The organism is Brevibacterium sp. CBA3109, from assembly GCF_040256645.1.
GTDB classification, from domain to species: Bacteria; Actinomycetota; Actinomycetes; order Actinomycetales; family Brevibacteriaceae; genus Brevibacterium; species Brevibacterium koreense.
Window position 1 is genome coordinate 3,217,470 of record NZ_CP158281.1, and the last position, 22,191, is coordinate 3,239,660.

21 protein-coding genes and 1 riboswitch are annotated in these 22,191 nt (G+C 63.2%); of the genes, 11 read left to right on the top strand and 10 right to left on the bottom strand.

Annotation, left to right across the window (positions count from 1 at the left end):
• Positions 1-49: 49 nt before the first annotated feature.
• On the top strand, positions 50-397 hold the full coding sequence (locus AAFP32_RS14745) for a hypothetical protein (protein WP_350269759.1): 348 nt from the start codon (positions 50-52) through the stop codon (positions 395-397).
• Entirely contained in the window at positions 349-1,461 is a 1,113-nt protein-coding gene (locus AAFP32_RS14750) for an APC family permease (protein ID WP_350269760.1), read from the top strand. Before AAFP32_RS14745 ends, AAFP32_RS14750 begins: the two co-directional genes overlap by 49 nt.
• 179 nt (positions 1,462-1,640) lie before the next feature.
• Here AAFP32_RS14750 and mobA read toward each other — a convergent pair whose 3' ends face one another.
• Entirely contained in the window at positions 1,641-2,276 is a 636-nt protein-coding gene (gene mobA, locus AAFP32_RS14755) for a molybdenum cofactor guanylyltransferase (RefSeq protein ID WP_350269761.1), read from the bottom strand.
• Between the two features lie 172 nt (positions 2,277-2,448).
• Between mobA and AAFP32_RS14760 the strand changes: the two genes are divergently transcribed.
• The 3 genes from AAFP32_RS14760 to AAFP32_RS14770 all read left to right on the top strand — a co-directional run bounded on the left by AAFP32_RS14760 (position 2,449) and on the right by AAFP32_RS14770 (position 5,889).
• Complete coding sequence (locus AAFP32_RS14760) at positions 2,449-4,173, top strand: amidase (protein WP_350269762.1); 1,725 nt, start codon at positions 2,449-2,451, stop codon at positions 4,171-4,173.
• Positions 4,174-4,269: 96 nt separating this feature from the next.
• Entirely contained in the window at positions 4,270-5,043 is a 774-nt protein-coding gene (locus tag AAFP32_RS14765) for an isocitrate lyase/PEP mutase family protein (RefSeq protein ID WP_101620707.1), read from the top strand.
• Between the two features lie 84 nt (positions 5,044-5,127).
• Positions 5,128-5,889 (top strand): VOC family protein, encoded by a 762-nt coding sequence (locus tag AAFP32_RS14770; RefSeq protein ID WP_350269763.1) that lies wholly within the window; start codon positions 5,128-5,130, stop codon positions 5,887-5,889.
• A 35-nt stretch (positions 5,890-5,924) separates the two neighbouring features.
• Here the strand turns inward: AAFP32_RS14770 and AAFP32_RS14775 are convergent, their stop codons facing one another.
• A complete protein-coding gene (locus AAFP32_RS14775) occupies positions 5,925-8,048 on the bottom strand; it encodes a RecQ family ATP-dependent DNA helicase (protein WP_350269764.1) in 2,124 nt (707 codons plus the stop codon).
• A 218-nt stretch (positions 8,049-8,266) separates the two neighbouring features.
• Entirely contained in the window at positions 8,267-8,746 is a 480-nt protein-coding gene (locus tag AAFP32_RS14780) for a hypothetical protein (RefSeq protein ID WP_101620710.1), read from the bottom strand.
• A gap of 170 nt (positions 8,747-8,916) precedes the next feature.
• Here AAFP32_RS14780 and AAFP32_RS14785 point away from each other — a divergent pair, with 170 nt between their 5' ends.
• Positions 8,917-9,516 carry a TetR/AcrR family transcriptional regulator gene (locus AAFP32_RS14785; RefSeq protein WP_101620711.1) on the top strand — a complete coding sequence of 200 codons (600 nt, stop codon included), beginning with the start codon at positions 8,917-8,919 and terminating at the stop codon, positions 9,514-9,516.
• Between the two features lie 24 nt (positions 9,517-9,540).
• Here AAFP32_RS14785 and AAFP32_RS14790 read toward each other — a convergent pair whose 3' ends face one another.
• Both AAFP32_RS14790 and AAFP32_RS14795 read right to left on the bottom strand, forming a co-directional pair.
• Positions 9,541-9,843: a hypothetical protein gene (locus tag AAFP32_RS14790; RefSeq protein ID WP_350269765.1), complete on the bottom strand. Its 303-nt coding sequence runs from the start codon at positions 9,841-9,843 to the stop codon at positions 9,541-9,543.
• Complete coding sequence (locus AAFP32_RS14795; RefSeq protein WP_350269766.1) at positions 9,837-10,475, bottom strand: LysR family transcriptional regulator; 639 nt, start codon at positions 10,473-10,475, stop codon at positions 9,837-9,839. The genes AAFP32_RS14790 and AAFP32_RS14795 overlap by 7 nt, the downstream gene beginning before the upstream one ends.
• A 69-nt stretch (positions 10,476-10,544) precedes the next feature.
• On the opposite strand from AAFP32_RS14795, the gene AAFP32_RS14800 reads away from it, so the two are divergent.
• Together AAFP32_RS14800 and AAFP32_RS14805 are read left to right on the top strand one after the other, a co-directional pair.
• A complete protein-coding gene (locus AAFP32_RS14800; RefSeq protein ID WP_350269767.1) occupies positions 10,545-11,144 on the top strand; it encodes a LysE/ArgO family amino acid transporter in 600 nt (199 codons plus the stop codon).
• A gap of 106 nt (positions 11,145-11,250) precedes the next feature.
• A complete protein-coding gene (locus tag AAFP32_RS14805; protein WP_350269768.1) occupies positions 11,251-11,973 on the top strand; it encodes an AAA family ATPase in 723 nt (240 codons plus the stop codon).
• Between the two features lie 64 nt (positions 11,974-12,037).
• Here AAFP32_RS14805 and AAFP32_RS14810 read toward each other — a convergent pair whose 3' ends face one another.
• Both AAFP32_RS14810 and AAFP32_RS14815 read right to left on the bottom strand, forming a co-directional pair.
• Positions 12,038-14,215 (bottom strand): YhgE/Pip domain-containing protein, encoded by a 2,178-nt coding sequence (locus AAFP32_RS14810; protein ID WP_350269769.1) that lies wholly within the window; start codon positions 14,213-14,215, stop codon positions 12,038-12,040.
• A 60-nt stretch (positions 14,216-14,275) separates the two neighbouring features.
• Positions 14,276-15,118: an ATP-binding cassette domain-containing protein gene (locus AAFP32_RS14815; RefSeq protein ID WP_101620756.1), complete on the bottom strand. Its 843-nt coding sequence runs from the start codon at positions 15,116-15,118 to the stop codon at positions 14,276-14,278.
• Positions 15,119-15,360: 242 nt separating this feature from the next.
• Between AAFP32_RS14815 and AAFP32_RS14820 the strand changes: the two genes are divergently transcribed.
• Positions 15,361-16,461, top strand: a complete 1,101-nt coding sequence (locus tag AAFP32_RS14820) for a tellurite resistance/C4-dicarboxylate transporter family protein (RefSeq protein ID WP_350269770.1) — start codon at positions 15,361-15,363, stop codon at positions 16,459-16,461.
• A gap of 307 nt (positions 16,462-16,768) precedes the next feature.
• Here AAFP32_RS14820 and AAFP32_RS14825 read toward each other — a convergent pair whose 3' ends face one another.
• Complete coding sequence (locus AAFP32_RS14825) at positions 16,769-17,329, bottom strand: DUF805 domain-containing protein (protein WP_350269771.1); 561 nt, start codon at positions 17,327-17,329, stop codon at positions 16,769-16,771.
• 229 nt (positions 17,330-17,558) lie between these two features.
• Here AAFP32_RS14825 and AAFP32_RS14830 point away from each other — a divergent pair, with 229 nt between their 5' ends.
• Positions 17,559-18,332, top strand: coding sequence for an ABC transporter ATP-binding protein (locus AAFP32_RS14830; RefSeq protein ID WP_350269772.1), 774 nt, complete (start codon positions 17,559-17,561; stop codon positions 18,330-18,332).
• Positions 18,329-19,825 (top strand): hypothetical protein, encoded by a 1,497-nt coding sequence (locus tag AAFP32_RS14835; protein WP_350269773.1) that lies wholly within the window; start codon positions 18,329-18,331, stop codon positions 19,823-19,825. Before AAFP32_RS14830 ends, AAFP32_RS14835 begins: the two co-directional genes overlap by 4 nt.
• 83 nt (positions 19,826-19,908) lie before the next feature.
• Here the strand turns inward: AAFP32_RS14835 and AAFP32_RS14840 are convergent, their stop codons facing one another.
• Positions 19,909-21,222: an MFS transporter gene (locus tag AAFP32_RS14840; RefSeq protein ID WP_350269774.1), complete on the bottom strand. Its 1,314-nt coding sequence runs from the start codon at positions 21,220-21,222 to the stop codon at positions 19,909-19,911.
• 100 nt (positions 21,223-21,322) lie between these two features.
• On the bottom strand, positions 21,323-21,799 hold the full coding sequence (locus AAFP32_RS14845; protein ID WP_350269775.1) for a MarR family winged helix-turn-helix transcriptional regulator: 477 nt from the start codon (positions 21,797-21,799) through the stop codon (positions 21,323-21,325).
• A 166-nt stretch (positions 21,800-21,965) separates the two neighbouring features.
• Positions 21,966-22,094: riboswitch (FMN riboswitch) on the top strand.
• The last annotated feature ends 97 nt before the right edge of the window (positions 22,095-22,191 follow it).

A 22,191-nucleotide genomic window follows, 5' to 3' on the forward strand; every position in this document is an offset into this window, starting at 1 on the left:
TAAATGTGATGAAGACCCCACCTGCTACTGAGCACACGAAATAGAACCGATGACACCCCTTACCCATCTGACGTCACACACGTTCGGCCTGGCCGGATGCGGCGGCTCCGACTCCTCCGAGAGCTCGAGCGAATCCGCAGCGAACGATTCCGGGGAGTGGCCCCAGACCATCACCGATGACGCCGATCACGAGGTCACCATCGACAACCAGTCCGAGAAGATCGTCTCGAAGGAGAAGGATGTCGAACCCCTCGAGAAGGCCGTGACCGTCAAGCCCGTGTTCCTCTTCAGCGCCGATGAGAAGACCTCTACGGCGTCCAGCTCTTCGCACGATTCAACAACGTCCTCGTGTGGTGGAAGCTCGCCGTCATCCTTCTCGTCATCGTCGTGTTCATGATCCTGGCCTTCAACCCCGGCCACTTCTCAAGCCAGCGCTTCGGCGGATTCGCTCCCAATGGAATCGGACCGATCTTCGCAGCCCTCCCCGCAGCAGGCATCGTCTTCTCCTACCTCGGCTTCCGTCAGGGGGTCGAGTTCGCAGGCGAGACCACGAACCCGCAGAAGAACGTCCCCTTCGCAGTGATCGGCTCAATCCTCGTCACCGGCGTCATCTACATCGCACTGCAGGCGGCCTTCATCGGCGCCCTGCCCACGGACCTCCTCGAGGGCGGTTGGAAGAACCTCGCATTCAACAACGACGCAGGAACTCTCGCAGAGATCTCGCTGCTGCTGGGTGCTGTGTGGCTGGCAGTCATCCTCTACGCCGACGCCATCGTCTCCCCTGCCGACACCGGCCTGATCTACACCGCGCTGGCTCCTCGCCTGTCCTACTCGCAGGCGAAGGTCGGCAATGCTCCGCGCGCACTGGCAAAGCTCAACAAGCACGGTGTTCCGTGGATCTCGCTCCTCGTCGTGTTCATCGTCTCCTGCATCATGTTCCTGCCGTTCCCCTCGTGGGCGAAGCTCGTCGGATTCATCACCTCCGGCACGGTGCTCTCGTTCGCCACAGGGCCTGTGGTCGTCGCCGCGCTGCGTCGTCAGCTGCCCGAGCAGGAGCGTCCGTTCAAACTGCCTGGCAACGATGTGCTGCCGATCATCGGCTTCATCTGCGCGAACCTCATCGTGTACTGGACAGGCTGGGAGACGAACTGGAAGCTCTTCCTGGCTGTGGCCATCGGCTATGTCGTGATGGTCCTCCACCACATCTTCGCCAAGGACAAGGCCCGTCTGCCGGATCTGAAGATGCGCTCCGGCTGGTGGATGATCCTGTGGATGGCCGGCCTGGTCCTCCTCAGCCTCATCGGCCACTACGGTGGAGGCCTGGACATCATGGGCTTCATCTGGGGCGAGGTCGTGACCGTGATCTTCTCGGTCATCGTCTTCTACGTCGGCATCAGCTGCCGGCTGAGCCCGGAAGAGGCGGTGGAAGCTGTCGAGCAGACTCAGCGTGCGGACGACTGAGTTCGTATGGCCTGAGTTCGTACTGCCTAAGGCTGTACTGCCTGAGTCTATATGGCAGATTCGCCTTCGAAGCCGCTTCGACGTTTGAACGCGTCGGGGCGGCTTCGGCACTCTCGGAACCAGATTCAGCTGCGCTCGACCACATGCGTTCGTCTGAGGCGAGTACATGTGGTCCAGGTTCAACTGTCCTTGTCGATGCGGGTGCGGATTCGGTCGAAGGCGGCGGCCGTGTCGAAGTCGGCAACGATGCCCGGATCCACGTCAACGAGAGTGGGGTCGAGCCCCGAGAACAGCCACTTCACCGCACCGTTCGTCGGGTCCCCGATGGCGTCCAAGCGCGAAATCAGCAGCCCCGTCGGCCACGCGGCGCAGAGGAACTGGGTCTTTCCCCGGTCATCGGTCCCCGCAGCCGGAAACCCTGTGCGCCTGCAGGCTTCGATCAGATCGCCGAGGTGGTCGGCAGTGATCAGGGGCATGTCCGCGGCCAGCACCAGGGTCACATCCGCAGACGTTGCAGACTCGAGAGCATACGATGCGTCATCGTGGGCACGGGCTGCTGCACTTGCCGCCGCGATCCCAGCCAGCGGACCGGCGAAAGCGGGTTCCTCACGAACAGAATGCACTGATTCCTGCTCCGTGGCAGACAATCCGTCGCCCGGTCCGGCCACCCACACCTCGGCGTCGGGATCGACTGTGCGAACCGTGCGGAGGATGCGGGAGATCACGGTGATCCCGCCCAGCTCGACTGCGGGTTTGTGGACGCCGCCGAAGCGGTTCGAGCGGCCGCCGCTGAGTATGATCGCCGTGATCGACATGCCCCGATCCTACGCGGGACGACGGCATCGGCAACGGGATCCGCACGACATTTCCGACGCCGGTGAGCAATACTGTGAGACATCACCAGTTCATGGCGGGCTGTGTCGCGTGGGACATCGTCGACCCGGCCGAGGCGCCCGTACACACCGGAATTGCACGGAGGAATCGCGAATGACGAAGTTCGATGTCGTCGAAGCATCCATCGCTTCACTGCGACAGGCGCTCGAGGACGGGACGACCACCTCGGTGGGACTCGTCGAGGCCTATCGGGCCCGCATCGCCGCCTTCGACGGTCCAGACACCAAGACCCGGCTCAACTCCGTGATCGTGTCCAACCCGGAAGCCCTTGCCGAGGCGGCCGACTCCGACGCCAGGCGTGCCCGAGGTCAGGTGCTCGGCCCCCTCGACGGAATCCCGTACACGGCAAAGGACAGCTACATGGTCACCGGGCTGACCGTCGCCGCCGGCTCCCCCGCCTTCGCCGACCTCATCGCACAGAGGGATGCCTTCACGATCGAACGCCTCCGCGGCGCCGGAGCCATCTGCTTGGGGCTGACCAACATGCCGCCGATGGCCAATGGCGGCATGCAGCGTGGGCTCTACGGCCGAGCCGAAAGTCCGTACAACGCCGGGTGGCTGACCAGCGCCTTCGCCTCCGGCTCCTCGAACGGCTCCGGTACGGCGACGACCGCGAGCTTCGCTGCCTTCGGCCTTGGCGAAGAGACCTGGTCCTCAGGTCGAGCCCCGGCCTCACACAACGCGCTCATCGCCTATACCCCCTCGCGCGGAGTCATCTCTGTGCGAGGCAATTGGCCCCTGGTGCCCACGATGGACGTCGTCGTCCCGCACACCCGATCGATGACCGATCTGTGCGAGGTTCTCGACGTCATCGTCGCCGACGACGCCGAGCCCCGTGGGGACTTCTGGCGGACCCAACCCTGGGTCGAGATCCCTGCCGCTTCTGCTGTTCGCCCCGATTCGTATGCGTCGCTGCTTCCAGCCGATGCCGACGCCGCCCGCTCGAGACTGGCGGGCAGACGCTTCGGCATTCCGAAAATGTACATCAACGCCGACACTGAGGCAGGCACGAATCCCGAGGGCGGAATCGGAGGGCCGACGGGGCAGCGGGTCGAAACCCGGGCCTCCGTGGTCGCCGCCTGGGAACAGGCCCGGCGTGACCTCGAAGCCGCCGGAGCCGAGGTCATCGAAACCGATTTCCCGGTCGTGAGCAACTACGAAGGTGATCGTCCCGGCGCCCCGACGATCAGGACGCGTGGCATCGTGGGCACCGACTACCTCGATCGGGAGATCAATGACCTCTCCGCATGGGCCTGGGACGATTTTCTCGCCGCCAACGGAGATCCGAAGCTGTCAACACTGACCGAGGTGGACGGGTCGAGGATCTTTCCCCACCCGGACGGCGCCATCCCGGATCGCTACACCGGGTTCGATGACGACATCGCGACCTACCCTGAGATCGTGCGGGCCCGTCCGTATGACTCGGTGACGGAGATCCCCGAGCTCGAAGACGGCATCCGTGGTCTCGAGGTGACCCGCCGGATCGACCTCGAGGAATGGATGGACGCCAACGGCCTCGACGCCGTCATCTACCCGGCGATGGCTGATGTGGGGCCGGCCGATATGGATGTCAACGAAGCCTCGGCGGACCTCGGGTGGCGCAACGGCACCTGGGTCGCCAACGGCAACCTGGTGCCACGCCACCTCGGCATCCCCTCAGTCACGGTGCCCATGGGAACGATGACCGACACCGACATTCCGATCGGGCTGACGATTTCGGGGCGCGGCTGGGACGATGCGTTGCTCATCGAACTCGCCGCAGCGTTCGAAGCCACCGGCGACCGTCGTGAGGAGCCGCCGCGGACACCGAGGCTGTGAAGTCGAGGGTGCGAAGACGAGGATTCAACTGAAATCTTCGGGTGAACTCGCCAGATTACTGGATCGTAGCAACCAATCGGTGGAACAGTATTGGACATGACTGATTTCACTGTTCTTGCCGAACGCGCCTTCACCCTGCTCGAAGCCCATCAACAGGATCATCCGATCGTCCTTCCGACCGTATGGGATTCCTGGTCGGCCCATGCCATGGTCGACTCGGGGTTCAATGCACTGAGCATCGGATCCCACCCGCTTGCAAATTCTGTGGGGGCCGACGACGGTGAGGCCATGAGCCTGAGCCAAGCCCTGGCCGGAATCGCGCGCGTCTGCGGATCTGTCGACGTTCCAGTCTCCGCGGATCTGGAATCCGGCTACGATACCCCGGCGCCGGATCTCATCGCCGGACTCCTCGAGGCCGGTGCTGTGGGGGTCAACATCGAGGACACCGTCCACAGCGAGGGACGGATGCGCAGCGCTGAGGAGCATGCCGAGTACATCGGCGATCTGCGTCGCGCCGCGGACGCGCAACGGGTGCACGTGGTGATCAACGCCCGCACCGATGTGTTCAAGAATCCAGGTGATTTCTCCGATCCCACCGCCGAGGCGATCCATCGCCTCAATCTGTGCGCCGAGGCGGGTGCGGATTCCGTCTATCCGGTCAGGCTGCCTGACACCGACACGCTCAAGACCATACTGTCGCAGGTGAGCCTGCCACTCAATGTCACGGCTCACCCGATCAAGGGTGCCGTGCCCGACGAGCTCGATCTCTCGCAGCTGCAGGACCTTGGGGTGAAGCGTGTGACCTTCGGGCCACTGCTGCAGTCCGCAATGTATGACTACTTCGCCAAGTTCACCAGAAACTGGCACTGACCACAGCACACCCCAGCGCATTGATTCAACACAACCCCACCCGCGCTGAGCACGCCCTGCCAACCGCAATGTTGAGGAGCCGCAATGCCTGAGAATCTCCGTGCAGGACAGCCTGTCTGGATCGATTACACGTGTCACGATTTCGAGTCCACGACGACGTTCTACTCTGAGATCTTCGGTTGGGAATTCGAGGATCAGGGACCAGATTTCGGCCACTACAACATGATCACGAAGGATGGAGCAGCTGTCGGCGGTGCCATGCGCGCTGTGAACATGGACGGCACACCGAATCCGATGATCCCGGCGATGTGGACGACCTACCTGCACACCGATGACATCGCGAGCACCTACGCGGCAGCGCTCACCGCGGGAGCGGCTCCCATCGCCGAGCCGATGTCCGTCGGACCACTGGGCCAGATGGCAGTCATCACCGATCCCACGGGTGCGAGTGTGGGCATGTGGCAGCCGGGCGAGTTCACCGGCTTCGACACTCCGCTGACGCCCGGGACTCCGGTGTGGTTCGAACTCATGACGGTGAACTATCCCGTCGCCACCGAGTTCTATCGGAATGTCTTCTCCTTCGACCTGGTGGCGATGGAGGGTTTCCCGTATTCGACGCATGGCGCCGAGGAGAATTCTGTGGCCGGCATCTGCGACGCCAGCGAGTGGACTCAGGTGTCCTTCTGGCGTGACTACATCAACGTCGACGATGCCGATGCCACCGCGACAAGGGTGGGCGATCTAGGCGGCAAGGTGCTCGCCGGACCCGAGGATTCGCCGTATGGCCGCATCGTAACGGTCACCGATCCGGAAGGGGCTACGTTCCAACTCCAGCAGGATCCGTGAGCGCTCGCGTCTGAGTTTGATTCCGTCAGCTGGCCTCAGCCCCGCAGCGCCAAGGCGAACGGCAGAACCGCGGTGGCACCCGCCTGCCGGAGCAGTCGTGCGCCGATGGCCATCGTCCAGCGGGAGACCACCTCATCGTCGACGAGCAGCACCGCCTTTCCGGCCACTGCCTCTTCGACCTCGGGCGGGACGACGAACGCGTCATAGAGATCCTTGACCCGGAACGCGCTGTTGACCTCCGGGCTGCCGTGCTCATGGACCTGCAGGAGTTCGCCGCCGTCGATGAGCCTGCCCGCAGATGCCAGATTGGCTGCCAGTGACCTCACCGTGGTCGGCCTTCGCGCACTCGGGACCGAGACGACGACTTCGGGGCGGATCTCCCAGTCCCATTGGCCCAGGACCTCGAGGCACCATTTGCCGATCTGTGCCGGCACCTCCGCGTCGGCAGCGTCCGGAGCGAGGAACGATCGCAGAGCCTGCCCCTGCCCCAGATCGCTGAGTCGTGCGATGGCCCGACCTTCGGCGGCCAGCTCTCCGGCGGGAATCTTACCCTTGAGCGGGACGCCGATGTTGGCCATGCCGCTGGGCCAGGTGCTGCGTGGGTCGATGGGCAGACCGATGCGATGCAGAGTCCCTGCTGTCGCCTGCCTTTGCTCGTCTGAGATCTCGGTCGACCACCAGACTCCGGCACAGTTATCGCACCGCCCGCAGGGTTTGGGCTCTGGATCATCAAGCTGACGAATGAGGAACTCCATGCGACACTCATGCGTGGACTCGTAGTCAAGCATCGCCTGCGCTTCGGCGGCGCGGACTGCAGCGACCTTTTCGTAGCGCTCCTGGTCATAGACCCAGCCGCGCCCGGTTGAAATGTATCCACCCTTGATCTTGGTGACGGCGTCCTCGACCTCGAGTGTCTTCAGCAACAGCTGCAGTCGGGTGCGCTTGGTTCCGACGAGGGTCTCCAAACGGGCCACAGACAGTGGCCCGTTCGCCTCGGCGAGGGCCTGAAGCACGGCATTGGCATCGGACTGGCTGGGCATCGAGGCGGTGGCGAAGTAGTTCCAGATCTCCTGGTCTTCGACCCCCGGCAGGAGCAGGACATCGGCGGAGTCCGTGGCACGACCGGCGCGACCGACCTGCTGGTAGTAGGCGACGGCCGAGGACGGTGCACCGATGTGGATGACGAATCCGAGGTCGGGTTTGTCGAAGCCCATTCCCAGTGCCGAGGTGGCCACAAGTGCCTTGATCCGGTTGTCCTTGAGCTGCTGCTCGAGTTCTGCTCGTTCCTCGGAATCGGTGCGGCCGGTGTAGGCACGGACCTCGTGTCCCTGATCACGCAGGATCCGAGTGATGTCCTCGGCTGCGCTGACCGTGAGCGTGTAGATGATTCCCGAGCCCGTGAAATCGCCGAGATGGGAGGTCAGCCAGGCGATGCGGCCACTCGCGTCGAGGCCGGGCAGGACACCCAGTCTCAGCGAATCGCGGGCAAGTTCGCCACGCACCACGGTGGTGTCCTGGCCAAGCTGTTCGGAGACATCGGTGACGACGCGGGAATTGGCTGTGGCCGTCGTGGCCAGGACCGGGGTGTTACCGGGAAGTTCGGACAGGATGTGTCCGATGCGCCGGTAGTCGGGGCGGAAGTCGTGGCCCCAGTCGGAGATGCAGTGCGCTTCGTCAACGACGATGAGACCGAGGAAGGCAAGCAGCTGCGGCAGGACCTCGTCACGGAACGCCGGGTTGTTCAGCCGCTCGGGCGAGACGAGCAGAACGTCGAGGTTGCCGGCCCGGAGATCGTCGAGGACGGTGTCCCATTCGGTGACATTGGAGGAGTTGAGGCTGGCTGCGCGGACCCCGGCGCGTTCGGCGGCGGCGATCTGGTCGCGCATGAGAGCCAACAGAGGGGAGATGATGAGGCTGGGGCCGGTGCCCGCTGCCCGCAGCATCCTGGTCGCCACGAAGTACACGGCCGACTTGCCCCACCCGGTCCGCTGGACCACGAGGACTCGCTTCTTCTCCACGACGAGGTCGCGGATCGATTCGAGCTGACCGTCGCGGAACTGTGCCTCGGGGTTCGCGGTGAGTTCGGCCAGGATGCGCTGCGCCGCAACGGCGAATTCGTCGGCGTCGATGGTCGTTGCAGTCGGGGTGGATTCGGTCATGGGCACAGTCTAGATGCCCGCACTGACGCGGCAAGAGCCGTTTCGCGCAAGGCGTCTCACACGACGCCTTGCACCCGCAGCAGTCGCGACAAAAGGAAGTTTTAGGCCGATTCCGAGGCCGAAAATCGGACCATAGTTTCCATTAGTCACTGGTCCCGCCCGTCCCGCCCGTCGCACCCGGCGCGCCCGTCGCGCCCGTCGCGCCCGCTCTCGACCTGTCACCTCAGGGCGAGGTTGACTCCGAGGGTGGCGAGGACGCCGAAGAGCACGCCCCAGAGGATGATCGAGATGATCTGCCAGAAGGCCACGGCATTGCGGTTGGCTCCGAAGCCGACCATCGCCATCGAGGTGATCTGCGATGGCAGCAGAGTCTGCCCCAACAGCGAGACGCCGGGGACGCCGAATTTGTCGAACATGCGCTTGAGTTTCTGCCGCTTCTGGGAGGACTCGTCGTCCTTGGTCCTATTCTTCGTCGCTTTGTCGCGGATTGCCCCTGCACCGTAGACGAATGCGAGCATCGAAAGCACGTTCCCGATGATGGCCATGAGGATCGCGACCACCGGATTCAGACCGATGGCGACGCCGATGACAGACCCGAAGTAGGACTCGACGAAGGGGATCGCGGAGACGAGCATGATGCCCGCCCACTGCAGCCAGTCGGGGATTGAACCGGCGAATCCTTGGATACTTTCGATCATGCGAGGTTCCATTCTCATCGGGTGAAGTCTCGGTCGAGGCGCTCACCTGCTCAGCACACCCGACACTCTTAGCACATCGCACCAGCACAGCGTACTAGCACGTTGTACTATACAGTGAATGGCAACGATGCGCGACACCGAAACAACGCATGGAACCGAGAGGACCACGAATGTCCAGACGCGATGACATCATTTCGGCGGCGATCCGGCTGGCAGAGCAGTCGGCTCCCGGCCAGGCCAACCTCAGCGTGCGAGAGGTCGCCAAGGAAGCCGGAATCGGAGCCTCAACACTGCGCCACTACTTCCCCACCCAGTCCGATCTGCACGAAGCGATCGCTCGCGATTCAATGGACACCGCAGTTCAGGACTTCTCGATCACAGATCCCAGCCTCGATCCGGCCGATCGTCTCTTTGAGTGCTGCGCGCAGTTCCTTCCCACACACGAACACCGCGATATGCAGCTCGAGCTGTGGCTCACGATGCACATCAGCGCCCTTGGGCCCGAACGCCGTGCGGTGACCCGACGGCTCCTCGAATACGGCCACAACTTCACCTATGAGTGCCTGCATCGGTGGCTCGGGATCCTGGCCGAGGAAGGTCATATCGACCCCGCCGAGGTGGCTTCCACATCCACTGCGCTGTTCACCATGCTCGATGGGCTGGCCCTGCACTCGATCGTGACCCCGGAGCGCGTGACCGTCGATGCCGCGCTCGATCAGCTCAGGTGGCTGATCGCGAAGGTACTCGAACCAGCACCCGATCCGAAATGATCGGCGCGCTGATCCAGCCGACCATCACCGCATCTGCACGGCCGACCGGTGGAGCGCCTCGGTGAGACGGCCGAGCTTCTCCGAAGCGAGATTCCAGTGGTGGCAAAAGAGTGGGACATCGATGTTCGGCTCAGATGAGAGCGGCACGAGGTCCTTGCTGAGATCTCCCAGCTGCATGATGGGGATCAGCCCCCACCCGACACCCGCCTCGACTGCGGCCGCGAATTCCCACGAGCTGGGCACCACCGACATCGGCGGAATGGTCGTGACGCCGGCGCGCCTGAGGAAAGTGAACTGCAGGTCATCGTCCTTGCCGAAGTTCACCATGGGCAGGGACCCAAGGTCCACCTCGGCGCTTGGTCCGGCACAAACCTCCGCGCCGTACTTCGCAAGCAGTCCCTTCGTCGCGACGGCGACGTAGCGCATCGAACCGAGCTTCTGCACCTGGGTGCCATAGCCGCCAGCCTCCGCCGAGGTGATGGTGCCCAGCACCTCCCCGACGTCAGCAGCGGCAGGGCCGCGTCCTGGTCGGCGACCTCAATGCGGATGACGATATCGTCCCAGCCGGCTACCTCGGCGAAGATCGGGCGGAACCATGTCGAGAGCGAATCGGCGTTGACACCGATGCGCAGCACCGTCGGCACCCGCCTTCTCTGATCAGGCCCTTCACCGTTGTCCTTGCCGATGCCGTCGGGCGCGTCGATGTCGATGCCGTGCAGTCGATCCATGGTTTCGGACTCGAGGAGCTCGACCTCCCGCGCATATTTCAGCACCGCCTCCCCCGCCTCGGTGACGGTGATCGGGTTCGTACGGCGAATGAGCACCTGCCCGATGCGGGATTCGAGGGTGCGGATGCGTTGGCTCGTCGCCGATGGCGTGACACCCAGGACGAAGGCTCCGCCTTCCACCGTGCCCTCGTCGACAACAGCAGCCAAGGCTTTGACATGATCGATGTTCATTAAGCCATTGTGCATCACATGAAGATTCTGTTGTTTTTCTTATCATCGAGCGCACCATAGTCTTCTTGGGTGCTCACTCATCTCATCAGCGGAACACTCGCAGGCTGGTCGCTCATCATCGCCGTCGGGCCACAGAACGCGCTCGTTCTGCGGCAGGGGATTCGGCGCGAGCACCTCGGCGTGGTTCTGACGATCTGCATCCTGGCCGACATCGCACTCATCGGCTCGGGCACGGTGGGCATCGGTGCGATCGTGCTGCTGGCACCCTGGGCTCTGGAGATCCTGCGGTGGCTGGGGGTGGCCTATCTGCTCTGGTACGCGTGGGGCAGCCTGCGCTCGGCACGCGAAGCATCGGGGCTCGAAGCGGACACGCATCAGCGCAGCCTGAAATCCATCATCGCAACGACTCTGGCGCTGACCTTCCTCAACCCCGGGGTCTACCTCGACACCGTCGTCATGCTCGGCAACCTGGCGAATCAGCAGGGGCCCGGCGGAGCATTGCCGTTCACGATCGGGGCGATGTTCGGATCTCTCACGTGGTTCCTCGGCATCGGCTACGGCGCCCGCGGTCTCTCTCGCTACCTCGCCAGGCCGCGGGTGTGGCAGGTTCTCGACGTGATCATCGCGCTCGTGCTGGTGATCCTGGCGGCCCGGCTCGCGTTCGGGTAGCGGCTATATCGAGCCGGGATCATCGGCGCGTCAGCCATCTTCGCCAGTTGCCGCACAGTCGTTGCCCCTCATTGTCGTGTCCGTGCCGGCGACTACATTCGGACACATGGACCCTCGTGTTGACCTGCCGCTGCGATCCGTGACCAAGCATGCGCACTCTCCGCCAGAGCTCAGCCAATGGCTGCGCGACCTTCCTGCGGTCCGTGACTTCCTGGATGGCTTCGAGTTCGAGCGCACAACCGTCTTCGTCGGGGAGAACGGCTCGGGCAAGTCAACGCTCATCGAAGCACTGGCCACAGCCCTCGATCTCCCGCACGGAGGCGGTACGGGATGGGAAGTGCGAGACCACGCCGAGGAGGTGCCCGAACTGAGCGAGCACGTGCAGATCGTGCGTGGTGCCGCTGCCAAGCGCGGCGCATTCTTCCTCCGCGCCGAGACCATGCACGAGAATATGTCCTACCTGATGGAGATCGGCGCGGGTCGCGGCCACCACTACTCGCAGCAGTCTCACGGCGAGATGTTCATCGAGATGCTGTCGGGGAAGTTCATGGACTTGGGACTATGGGTCCTCGACGAGCCGGAGAGCGCGCTGTCCTTCACTGCCTCGCTGACGCTGCTGCAGCTCATCCGACAGCGAGATCGCGCGGGGCGCCAGACCATCATGGCCACCCACTCCCCCGTCCTCGCCCGAGCCGAGGGAGCCAAACTCGTCGAGGTCGGCGAATGGGGGCTGCGCGAATCCACATGGGATCGACTCGACATGGTCGACCACTGGAGGCGCTTCCTGCATGAACCTCAGCGCTACCTACGGCATTTCGATGAAGGGTGAATGTCTCCCCTCACCGAGGTGGCTGTGCGCGCTAACGCACCGCCGCCTTGGCGAGGGGTGAGCGCTACAGCGACAGGCTCGGGTGCAGCTGGGTCAGCGTGACCATCCGCTTCCGGCCGCAGACGAACATGGTTGCCACCAAAGCGATCGCAGTCATGAGCAGCAGGACGACTGCAGCCTGTGCGGCGATGAACATGTCCCCACCGGCGATGAGGGTCCGCAGGCCGTTGACCGCGTGGGTCATCGGCAGGAACGGCGAGATGATCTGGAAGATGCCAGGTGCCGTCTGCACCGGATAGGTACCGCCTGCCGAGGCGATCTGGATCATGAGCAGAACCAGGGCGACCAGCCTGCCGACACCCCCCAAGGCCGCGACGCAGAGCTGGTGGACCGCATGGAAGCTGGCTGCCACAAGGATCGAGAACAGCAGGGTCCACACCCAGGCGCCGGCGGAGAAGTCGAGGGCGAAGGTGAGCACTCCATAGAGCACCGCCACTTGGGCTATTCCGAACAGGATGCCGGGCACGTAACCAGCCCAGGCGATTCGGGATGACTTCGCTGATGACATCAGTGCACGGTAGGGGATCGCATTGATGACCATATAGGTGATCATGCCGCCGATCCACAGGGCGAGAGAGATGAAGAACGCGGCCAAGCCCTCCCCGTAGGCATCCACGGCGTTGTCCTTGTGCTTCTCGGCATCGACGGGCAACGCGACGACGTCCGAGCGATTCTCGCGGTCGGATTTGTCATAGGTCGGGATCTGCTTGAGCCCCTCGGCGAGCTTGTCCGCGAGCTCCCCCGAGCCGTCGACGAGCTTCTTCGCGCCCTTGTCGAGTTCATCGGAGCCGTCCGCGAGCTGCGAGGATCCGTCCTTGAGATCCGCAACACCAGTCTTCGCCTTCTCGGTGCCGTCCTTGAGCGAGATGACGCCGTCGTTGAGGTCTCCGGCGCCCTTGGCCAAGTCGCCCGCACCGGTGTCGAGTTTGATGAGTCCCGAATGCAGGTCGTCGGCTCCGGTGGCCACCTTCTGTGCACCGTCGTCGAGTTTGCCGATCTTCTTGTCGGCGTCCCTGATCTTGCCCATGACGTCATCAACGGCATCCTTGACCGGATCCTCGAGATCCTTAGCCTCATCTGCTGCCTTCGACGCCCGTTCGTGGGCCTTGTCGAGATCTCCGCCGAGGTTGTCCATGTCGTCGGCGAGTTTCGCCACGTTCGGATCGTCGGGGTAATCTTCGCGCAGCTGTGCAACTCGGTCATCCACGTCGCCGCGCACCGTCTTCCGCGCCGAGTCGAAGTCGTCCTCCGCCTGGTTCAGCTTGGGTCGTGCTCCTTCGACGAGGTCGCCGGCGCGATCCCGCAGGTCCTCTGCCTTGTCCGTGGTCTCATCCGCCGTGTCACGCAGCTGCGAAGTTCCATCGGCCACCTGTCCGGCTCCGGTCGACAACTTCTTCGCGCCGTTCTTCGCCTCGGTGGTGCTCCTGGCCAGCGTATCTGCGCCGGTCTTCAGGTCGCCGCTGCCCTTCTTGAGCTTTCCGGCTCCGTCGTCGAGGTCACCGATGCCGGTCTGCAGCTTGCCGACTCCCTTGTCGAGGGTATGTGCTCCGTCGGAGAGTTCGCCCGTTCCGTCGTGGAGATCGACTGCACCGTCGTTGAGCTGGGTTGCACCGTCGACGGCTTTCTCTGTCGAGGAGTGGATGTCGTTGAAGCCGAGGTAGACCTCGGAGACGTATTCGGACGTGGTGGTCTCGTTCAACCCTGATTTGATCTCGTTGAGGATGGTTCCTGCCATCTGTCCCACGATGTAGTTGTGCGCATCGTCGGTGCGCAGGTTCAGTCCTGCCTGCTCGGGATCGTCCCCTCCCGTCGAGACGAGTCGCTCGGAGAAGTTCGAGGGAATCTCGAGGACCGCGAAGTACTTGCCTTCGGCAAGGCCGTCGTTGGCCTCCTTCAGCGACGTCTCCTGCCAATCGAATCCGCCTTCACCTTCGGGGGTGATCTGGTCAACGAGCTCATCACCTGCGTGAAGCTTCTCGCCGTCCGAGCTGGGCTTCTTCGCGCCTTCGTCAGTGTTGACCACGGCGGCCTGGAGTTTGTCGAGGTTATCGGTCGGCGCCCAGTTCGAGGCCAGGTACAGACCGCCGTAGATCGCGGGGATGACGGCAACGACGATGATCGCCAGGCGAGTGATCGTGTGTCGTTTGAAGCGAGAGAGTTCGAGCCAAGGCAGAGAGAACATCGCAGAAACACCTTATTATCGGATCAGATTCGAAAAGCTTGCGGGGATGGGCTGGGCCGCTCAGTGGCGGGGGTGCTGAGTGAGGAGCAATTCGCTCACCGAGGTGGGCGAGACCTCTGAGCGCAGTGCATCCATGACGAGGTCGACGTCGGAGGAGTCCTCACAGGAGACGATCACTGTGAGCGGACACTCGGGGTCGCGTGTCCGGCGCAGTTCCTGGTAGATCAGGATTGCTGCCCAGGCGCGGGCGCGATCCTGCCGCTCGCGCAGATAGTCGATGTTGTCGAGCACGACGACCGGTGCCTGAGCGATGCTGGCCAGACTGAGCTCGAGGAGGAACTTCTGCAGCCCGCTGAGTTCGGAGACGAAGGTCTTCCCTTCGTCATCGATGAGGAAATCAGCATCTTTGGCATCCGCCGTCGAAAATGTCCCAGCAGGCAGGCGGTCGATGACCTCGGTGGCGGATTCGAAGGTGTTGCGAATGACGTCGATGACCTCGCGCAGGGAGGACTTCGACACCCATGGCTTGTACCAGGGCTGAAGCATGATCAGCCGTTCGGCAATGTGCTGGGCGAGGGTGAAATCGTCCTCGAGGTCGGTGAGCCCGGCGACATGACCGACGCTGACCTGCCCGCGAACGCGACGGGTCTGTTTCCGGATATCGAGTTCGCCAACGTGGCCCTCACCGGAGGTCACTCGCATGCGGCCCGCGATTGAGAGGAGCAGGGATGTCTTGCCGGCTCCGGCCGCGCCCTGGATGATCGCGATCGAACCCAGGGGTACGTCGAGGTCGATTCCGGAGAACACGTCTCCCTGCTTGCCCGACATCCCCCAATCCCGGAGGCTGACTAGGCTCACCGCTTGTTCTGTCTCGTCGGTGAGCGTCTGTGAATTGCTCTGCATTCCTGTTGCTCCCACTGTGTGCGACTGTGTCGACCGATCGTGCTGGCCAATGACGTCGGGAACGCGAGTCTGACGCGCTCCACTTCCCAGCACATTACGCCACATGGACCCTGTCGCAGGCGCTCCGTCTGACGCATGTCAAGTTACCCATAGGTAACTATAGTGATCGAAGCTGAATATGCGCTCGAAAACGCCGCAAATGTCTGTAATCCCACAAATTGCAGATAATAGATCATAGAGCAATGAGCAATGAACAGACGAGCCTGACATACCTGCAGAGCACGTGGGGGCTGAGCCCGGCCACTGTCACCCCCGGATGCTTCGCCTCCGTCATGGCCACCGGCATCATGTCGATCGGTGCTCACCTCAAGGGGCTGACAGCGCTCTCGACCGTTCTATTCTGGCTGGCTGTGGTCCTCTATGTCTTTTTCGTAGTGCTCGTCATCTGGCGCGCCTGTTCACACACCGCTGAGCTGCGCGGCGATCTCCACAATCCGTCGAAGGCCTTCGGCTACTTCACGTTCGTCGCAGCGACGAACGTGCTCGCGACCGCATTGGAGGGGCAGTCTCACTTCCGCATCGCCCTCGCGTTCTTCAGCCTCGGCCTCCTGGCCTGGCTGATTCTTGGCTACCTCATTCCCTTCTCGGCCATCCTCGGCTCGTCGACGTCACCCATACTCACGCAGGTCAATGGAACCTGGTTCGTCTGCGTGGTGGCGGCTCAGTCCGTTGCGGTCGCTGCGTCCGGGCTCATGGCTGAACTTCCCGCCCCCGCCGCCGACGCGAACTTCGGCGCCGTGCTCGCAGTCATCGCCGTCATCGCCTGGAGCGTCGGCGTCGGCATGTACCTCGCCTGCGCTGTCTTCGTGGGCGTGAGGGCACTGCTCCACCGGATCGGCCCCGAGGACCTCGACGCTCCGTACTGGGTGATGATGGGCGCGCTGGCCATCTCAGTCGTCGCGGGATCGAAGATCCTCGAAGGAGGCACCTCCCCGATCTTCGCAGCCACGACCGTCATCATCGCGGGCGCCTCGGCGATCCTGTGGTCGATCTCGACCTGGCTCATCCCTGCTCTCGTCATCGCCGGTATCTGGAGGCACGTGCGCCACCGCATTCCCTTGGGATACTCGGCCGGGCTGTGGAGCATGGTCTTTCCGCTCGGAATGTACTCCGTGGCGAGCACAAGCGTGGGGCAGGTCGACCAGATGCCGATCATCTCGTGGATCGGCGCTCAGTGGTACTGGATCGGATTGACCGTCTGGGCCATCGTCTTCTGCGCAATGGTGTGGTCGTTCGTGCGGTCGACGAACGCACGGACTTCGTCTGACGCTAAGGCAAGTTGAGATTGGTGGCGGGGAGCTGAGCGCGGCTGCGGGCAGCATCACGTCCAGTCAGCTCCACCCCCTACAGCTGCAACGGTAGGGATTGGAGCGGACGGGGCCTCTTGCGGAACGAACTGCATAAGTTGGCAGCAGCGGTGTCGAACGGCCCTGAGCGTATGAGTTGGCGACGCAACGATCGGCGTCACCGCATTGAAAAAGCTGCCGCATGCAGGGTGTGCATGCGGCAGCTTCAAGCCTGCTCGAGCGGCAAGCCCTGCGACCAGACCCCCGCGATTGGAGTCCCCCTCAAGCGAGAAGGCTCAGACGATCACACGTCGAAGCGCTGGCCCTCAGGCTTGGAAGGCAGGAGCTCCAGGACGAACAAGATCAGCCCGCCGACTCCGGGGATGAAGATGAGGAAGAAGAACGGCCCGGCAAAGTTCGCATCATGCAGACGACGCCAAATGATCGCCAGGTTCGGGATGATCATGGCGAGACCGATGAGGCCGCTGAGGCCATAGCCGATCAGTCCAATCACCATGCCTGGCCCTGAAGTCGCCGCCTGCGCAGCAGCCGGGTCATATGGATCGACTGCTGCCGCAGAACCTGCCGACATTGCCACACCGACAATGATCAGCACCATTGGAATGAGCTGAACCAGGAAAGTGAACAGTGCCATCCACCAGAACTCGCTGCGCGATGCGCGGCCGGAGAATGTGGCGTACTTCTTGAAGAAGCGCTTGACGGCCTGGCCGAAGGATGCGCCGTAGAGCGGAAGGGAGAGATCGTCGGGGCTGGCGGCCCCGCGGATCTGAGCGCCAGGGCCCATGGCACCTGGACCGGTGGCACCGGGGCCTGCGGGATATGCGTTGTTCGCGTCGTAGGACATGGTGACCTTCGTGTTAGGGAAAATATCGTCTCTGCACAGGAAGTGCGAGATCAATTGTGCTACAAAAGGACGCTGAACCGTGCATCCGCTGTGTTCCAGATCTGGAACGTGGAATGGACCGGACGCGAGCTCGAGCACGTCACCACCGCTGACCAGGTCAGATCTCGACTGCGGCAGGATGCCATTCTAGTAAGCTGGACGAGTGCCCAAACCACGGAAGGATCTCCCCATGACCCGACCGACAGGATCCGACCCGACAGACTCACAGTCGCGCACTTCGGCTGCTCCTGGCTTGGAAATCAACGCAGAAGGTCTGGGCGTTAGTTCGGGTGGGTTCGCTCTCCTGTCCCCCACTGACATCACACTGGCTGCGGACCGCAACCTGGTGATCGGCGGCGACAACGGCAGCGGAAAGACCACGCTCCTCTCTGTCCTCACCGGCCTCCTGGCACCGACACAGGGAACGGTGAGCGTCTGCGGCCAGACACCCGACGACAGGCGACCGGATTTCCGCGCAGCCGTCACCGGGCTGATCGGCCGGGCCCCCATCAGCCGTGAGCTAACCGTTGCAGAACATCTCCAAGCCATCGCAATGAGCTGGTCACTGGCCGTGCCGCAGACAGCAGCACTGCACCAGCTCGAGGAACTCGAGATCGACTTTCTGGCCGACCGGTTCGGCCATGAACTCTCCTCGGGCCAGACTCAACTCATGCAGCTGGCTATGGTTCTCGTTCGTCCCGCGCGGATGCTCATCCTCGACGAGCCCGAGCAGCGCCTCGACTCGACTCGCCTCGATCTGCTCATCGCTGTCCTCGAAAAACGTGCGGAGAACGGCACCACGCTCGTGCTCGCCAGCCACTCACCGCGAGTCATCGACCGCCTCGGCGACGACCATCTTCACCTTGCACACCGCGGGGCGGACGCGACTCAGGTATCCGATCAAATCGACATCGTCGAGAAGTCTGCCGCCGATGATCCCCAGGACGAGCCCGAGCCCTCGTGAGTGGCAGCAGTGCGGGGGCATTCGTCCGAGCACGCCATGCAGGCATCGGGCGAGCCTTCGGGTCGACGACGATGGCCGTCTACGTCATGGTGCTGCTCGCAGTCTTTCTGACACCTGTGCTCGTCAACGTTCTGGTCGTCGTGCTCCAACACCCGCTCGTCGTCTCCGCTCTGAGCACTGCACAGCCACTGAACTGGTCATACACGGCCGGTCTCTGTGCGCTCTTCGCCATAGCCATCGGCGAGATCCGCGGCCCCATCGCACCAGGCCTCTTCGAAGCTGTGGTTCGCCTGCAGTCGCCGCAGCCGCGATGGAAGTCGCTCGGCGCGATCGCCTTGAGATCCTTCATCGCGGCGACGCTGACCCTCGGCATTGTCGGCCTGCTCGTCGGCGTCGCCGGTTCCATTGCGCTGAACTGGCCAACCGACACCGTTGTGTGCACGAGCTTCGGAGGCCTGCTGCTGGGCATGGCGTGTGCCAACGCTCGCCTGCTCGGTCAGACCAAGGTCGCCTACCTCACTGTGTGGTGCACAGCAACCCTTGGTGCCACGAGCATCCTCGCGATCACCTATGACGTTTTCTCCGTCGTCGTCATCCTCGAGGTCGGACTGCTCGCGCTCTCGGCACCGTGGCTGATTCCGTTCTGCCTCGGGCGTCTGCGCACAGAGACAGTGTTCAAACATTCCATCCTCGCCGAGGCGTCTTCCACCTTGACGAAGACCGGTGACTGGAGTGCGGCGAGCCGTGAATACCGGCTTGCTGCCAGCGCGGGACGAAGGACGTGGGTGCTCCCACGAAGGTTCGCTTCAGCGATTCCCCGAACCCCCTGGGGATTGTGGCTCTCTGCTTGGAGGACCCCGCGCCGAGCGAGTCTTGGCGTCCTACTCGTTGCCCTCGGGGCCCTGCTCCTCGAATACGGAATCTCACTGGACAGGATGACCGACACTTCCCAGGCTGGCCTCGTGATCAGCGGTGCCGCCCTCGCCGTAGCATTCTCGCTCATCTATGCAGGCTTCGGAGCATTCACCGAGGGCCTCGAATTCGCTGCCGAGACCGCCGGCTCGGTGGCGGTCTTCCGACTGAGTGCGGGTGCAATGCTGGCTCGAACCGGCGCCGCGTACATCCTGCTCATACTGATCATCGGACTGCCGCTGGGCCTGATCCTGGGAAGTCTCGTCAACGGCGGTATCGGGTACCTTGGCCCCACCCTCGGCGGGGCCACCGTCCTGGGGCTGATCCAGATCGCAATGGCACGGATCCACGCCGTCACCAAAGGACCGCTGCCGCCGCAGCTGACGACTCCGATTCCGACGCCGGTGGGAGACTTCTCGGTCCTGATGATCCTCGCCTGGCAGTTTGATGCGGTGGCGTACGGGCCGGTCGCTGTCGCGGCCATCGTTCTCGGATCGCTGACGAGCCCGTGGTGGATGGCGGGTTCGATTGTGCTGATTCTGATGATGGCGCGTGGCGCACGCCGTCGTCTGCGGAACTGAACCAACTACCTGCGAGAACCGATTCACAACGCGAAAGGCGCCCGAGAAGTCCAAGCTTCTCGGGCGCCTTCGGTGTACTCAGCTCAGGCATCGCCCCCAGTCAGGGCATACGCCTCGTCGACAGGAGCTTCGTCGATGTGACCGTCGACCCGACGCAGGGCCTTCCATCCGATCACAATGACCACGACGGACAGGAGCACCACGCCGGCGCCGAAGAAGTAGGGTGCGCCGGTGCTGATCGACTCGGAGACAGCTCCGGCCACGATGGGAGCCATGGCGCCGCCGATGAAGCGCACGCCTGAGTAGGTCCCCGAGGCTACGGGGCGAGGCAGGTCGCTGACCTCCATCGCTGATTCGGTGAAGACGGTGTTGAGGACACCCAGGATCAGTCCGGCCACGATCACACTGACGATGATGCCGACGAAGGATTCGACGAGGAATCCCATCACTGCCAGAAGTGCGGCGAGTGCGATCAATGCGACGACGAGGCTGCGGCGACGGCCCAGACGCTTGGTCAGCAGAGGTGCGCCGAAGACAGAGGTGATGGCCACACACATTCCCCAGCCGAAGAACACGTAGCCGAGACCCATGGCCCCGAAGTCTTCGATACCGGCCTTCGCTGCAGCCGCTTCGACAGGGAAGGGACTGTAGGCCAGCAGAATGAAGAAGCCGAAGTTGTACAGCAGCGCGGCGATGCCGAGCACGAGGACACCGGGGCGTGCGAGGGCCCGGAAGGTGGCACTGAGCTTGATCGGTTCGGTCGAACCTGTGAGGCCACCGACGCCGGACTTCCCACCCGGCAGGAGGATCACGATGGCAATGAAGCCGATGGCCATGAGGACGGCGGTGCCGAAGAACGGTCCGCGCCAGGAGATCCCTCCCAGCAGGCCGCCCAACAGCGGACCGGTCGCGATGCCGATGCCCAGGGCGGCCTCGTAGAGGATGATTGCCTTCTCGGCACCGCCGGAAGCCGCACCGACAATGGTCGAGAGCGCAGTGGAGATGAAGAGTGCGTTGCCCAGCCCCCAGCCGGCACGGAAGCCGATGATCTGGTCGACGCTGCTGGAGAAGCCTGCCAAGGCGGAGAAGGCGACGATGAGGATGAGGCCGATGAGCAGCGTGGTCTTCGCGCCGATCCGGGAGGAGACGAAGCTGGTGAAGAACATCATGCCACCGGTGATGAACAGGTAGCTGGTGAACAGCAGCATCGACTGCGACGGCGATGCGTGGAGTTCGGCGGAGATTGCGGGCAGGATCGGGTCAACCAGTCCGATGCCCATGAACGCGATGACCGCGGCAAACGCAACTGCCCATACTGCTCGTGGTTGACGCAGAATAGATGCCTCCGCGCCCTCGTCATCCTTCATCTGTGCTTCATTACCTGGTGAGACGCTCATTGCTGTTCCTGCGCACCCTTTCGTCGATCTGTGGTGATTTGTGGTCGTTGGTCTGATGTGATCGTCAGCTCGATGTGATTGCCGCCGAGGCGGGGCGTCATCAGCCGGACTGCGCCTCGTCCTGCTGGACCTCATCGGCATCCACGGGATGCTGCTCCTGCAGATACTGCGAGACCAGCCCCAGCGCCCGATGGACACTGAGTCTGTCGTCGGGAGTCAGAGCCTCGAAGTAGGGCTCCATCCGTTCGGCCAGAACGGTGCGATTCTCGGCCAACCTTGCGCGACCGGCGTCGGTCAGCGAGAACTGTGACGCCCTTCTGTCACTGAGGCTGGCTTCACGCAGAACGTAGCCTGCCTCCTCGAGGCGGGCCAGGACCTTCGTCGCCGCCGGCTGAGAGCACAGATACCCCTGCGCAAAATGGCCTACTCGAACAGGCTGGTACTGCTCGACAACGCCGAGTGCACGCAGCGTGACAAGTTCGCCTTCGTTGCCGACGACTCTCCTCAGTGCCCTGGTCAGGCGCGAGGAGACGACGACAAGACCAGTGACAAGCTCCGCCGAATCAACATCATCCATAACTCAGTTATATACCTTAGTTATGCAATATTGCAAGGCTTACATCCCGCCATCAGAGCTGCCACCGCTCGTGAGACCGCCCATGGCGGTAGGGCGACAGGGCGCCTGCTGCTCTCGTGTGATGGATGTCATGGGCGCCTCGGCGAGAGGCGTGCTAATCTGTGGTCACATGTTCCGGGGACGGTGAAAATCCGTACCGGCGGTGACAGTCCGCGAGCTGTCTGCATTCGTGCAGGTGGTTGACTCGGTGAAATTCCGAGACCGACAGTAAGAGTCTGGATGGGAGGAGCATGGCGACCGCGGTCGCTGTGGTTCGGTGCATCCCAATGCGCTGTCGCACACGCTCGCGCGCTTTTGATAGTTGCACCCGCAATATCCTCCCTCCCGGCATC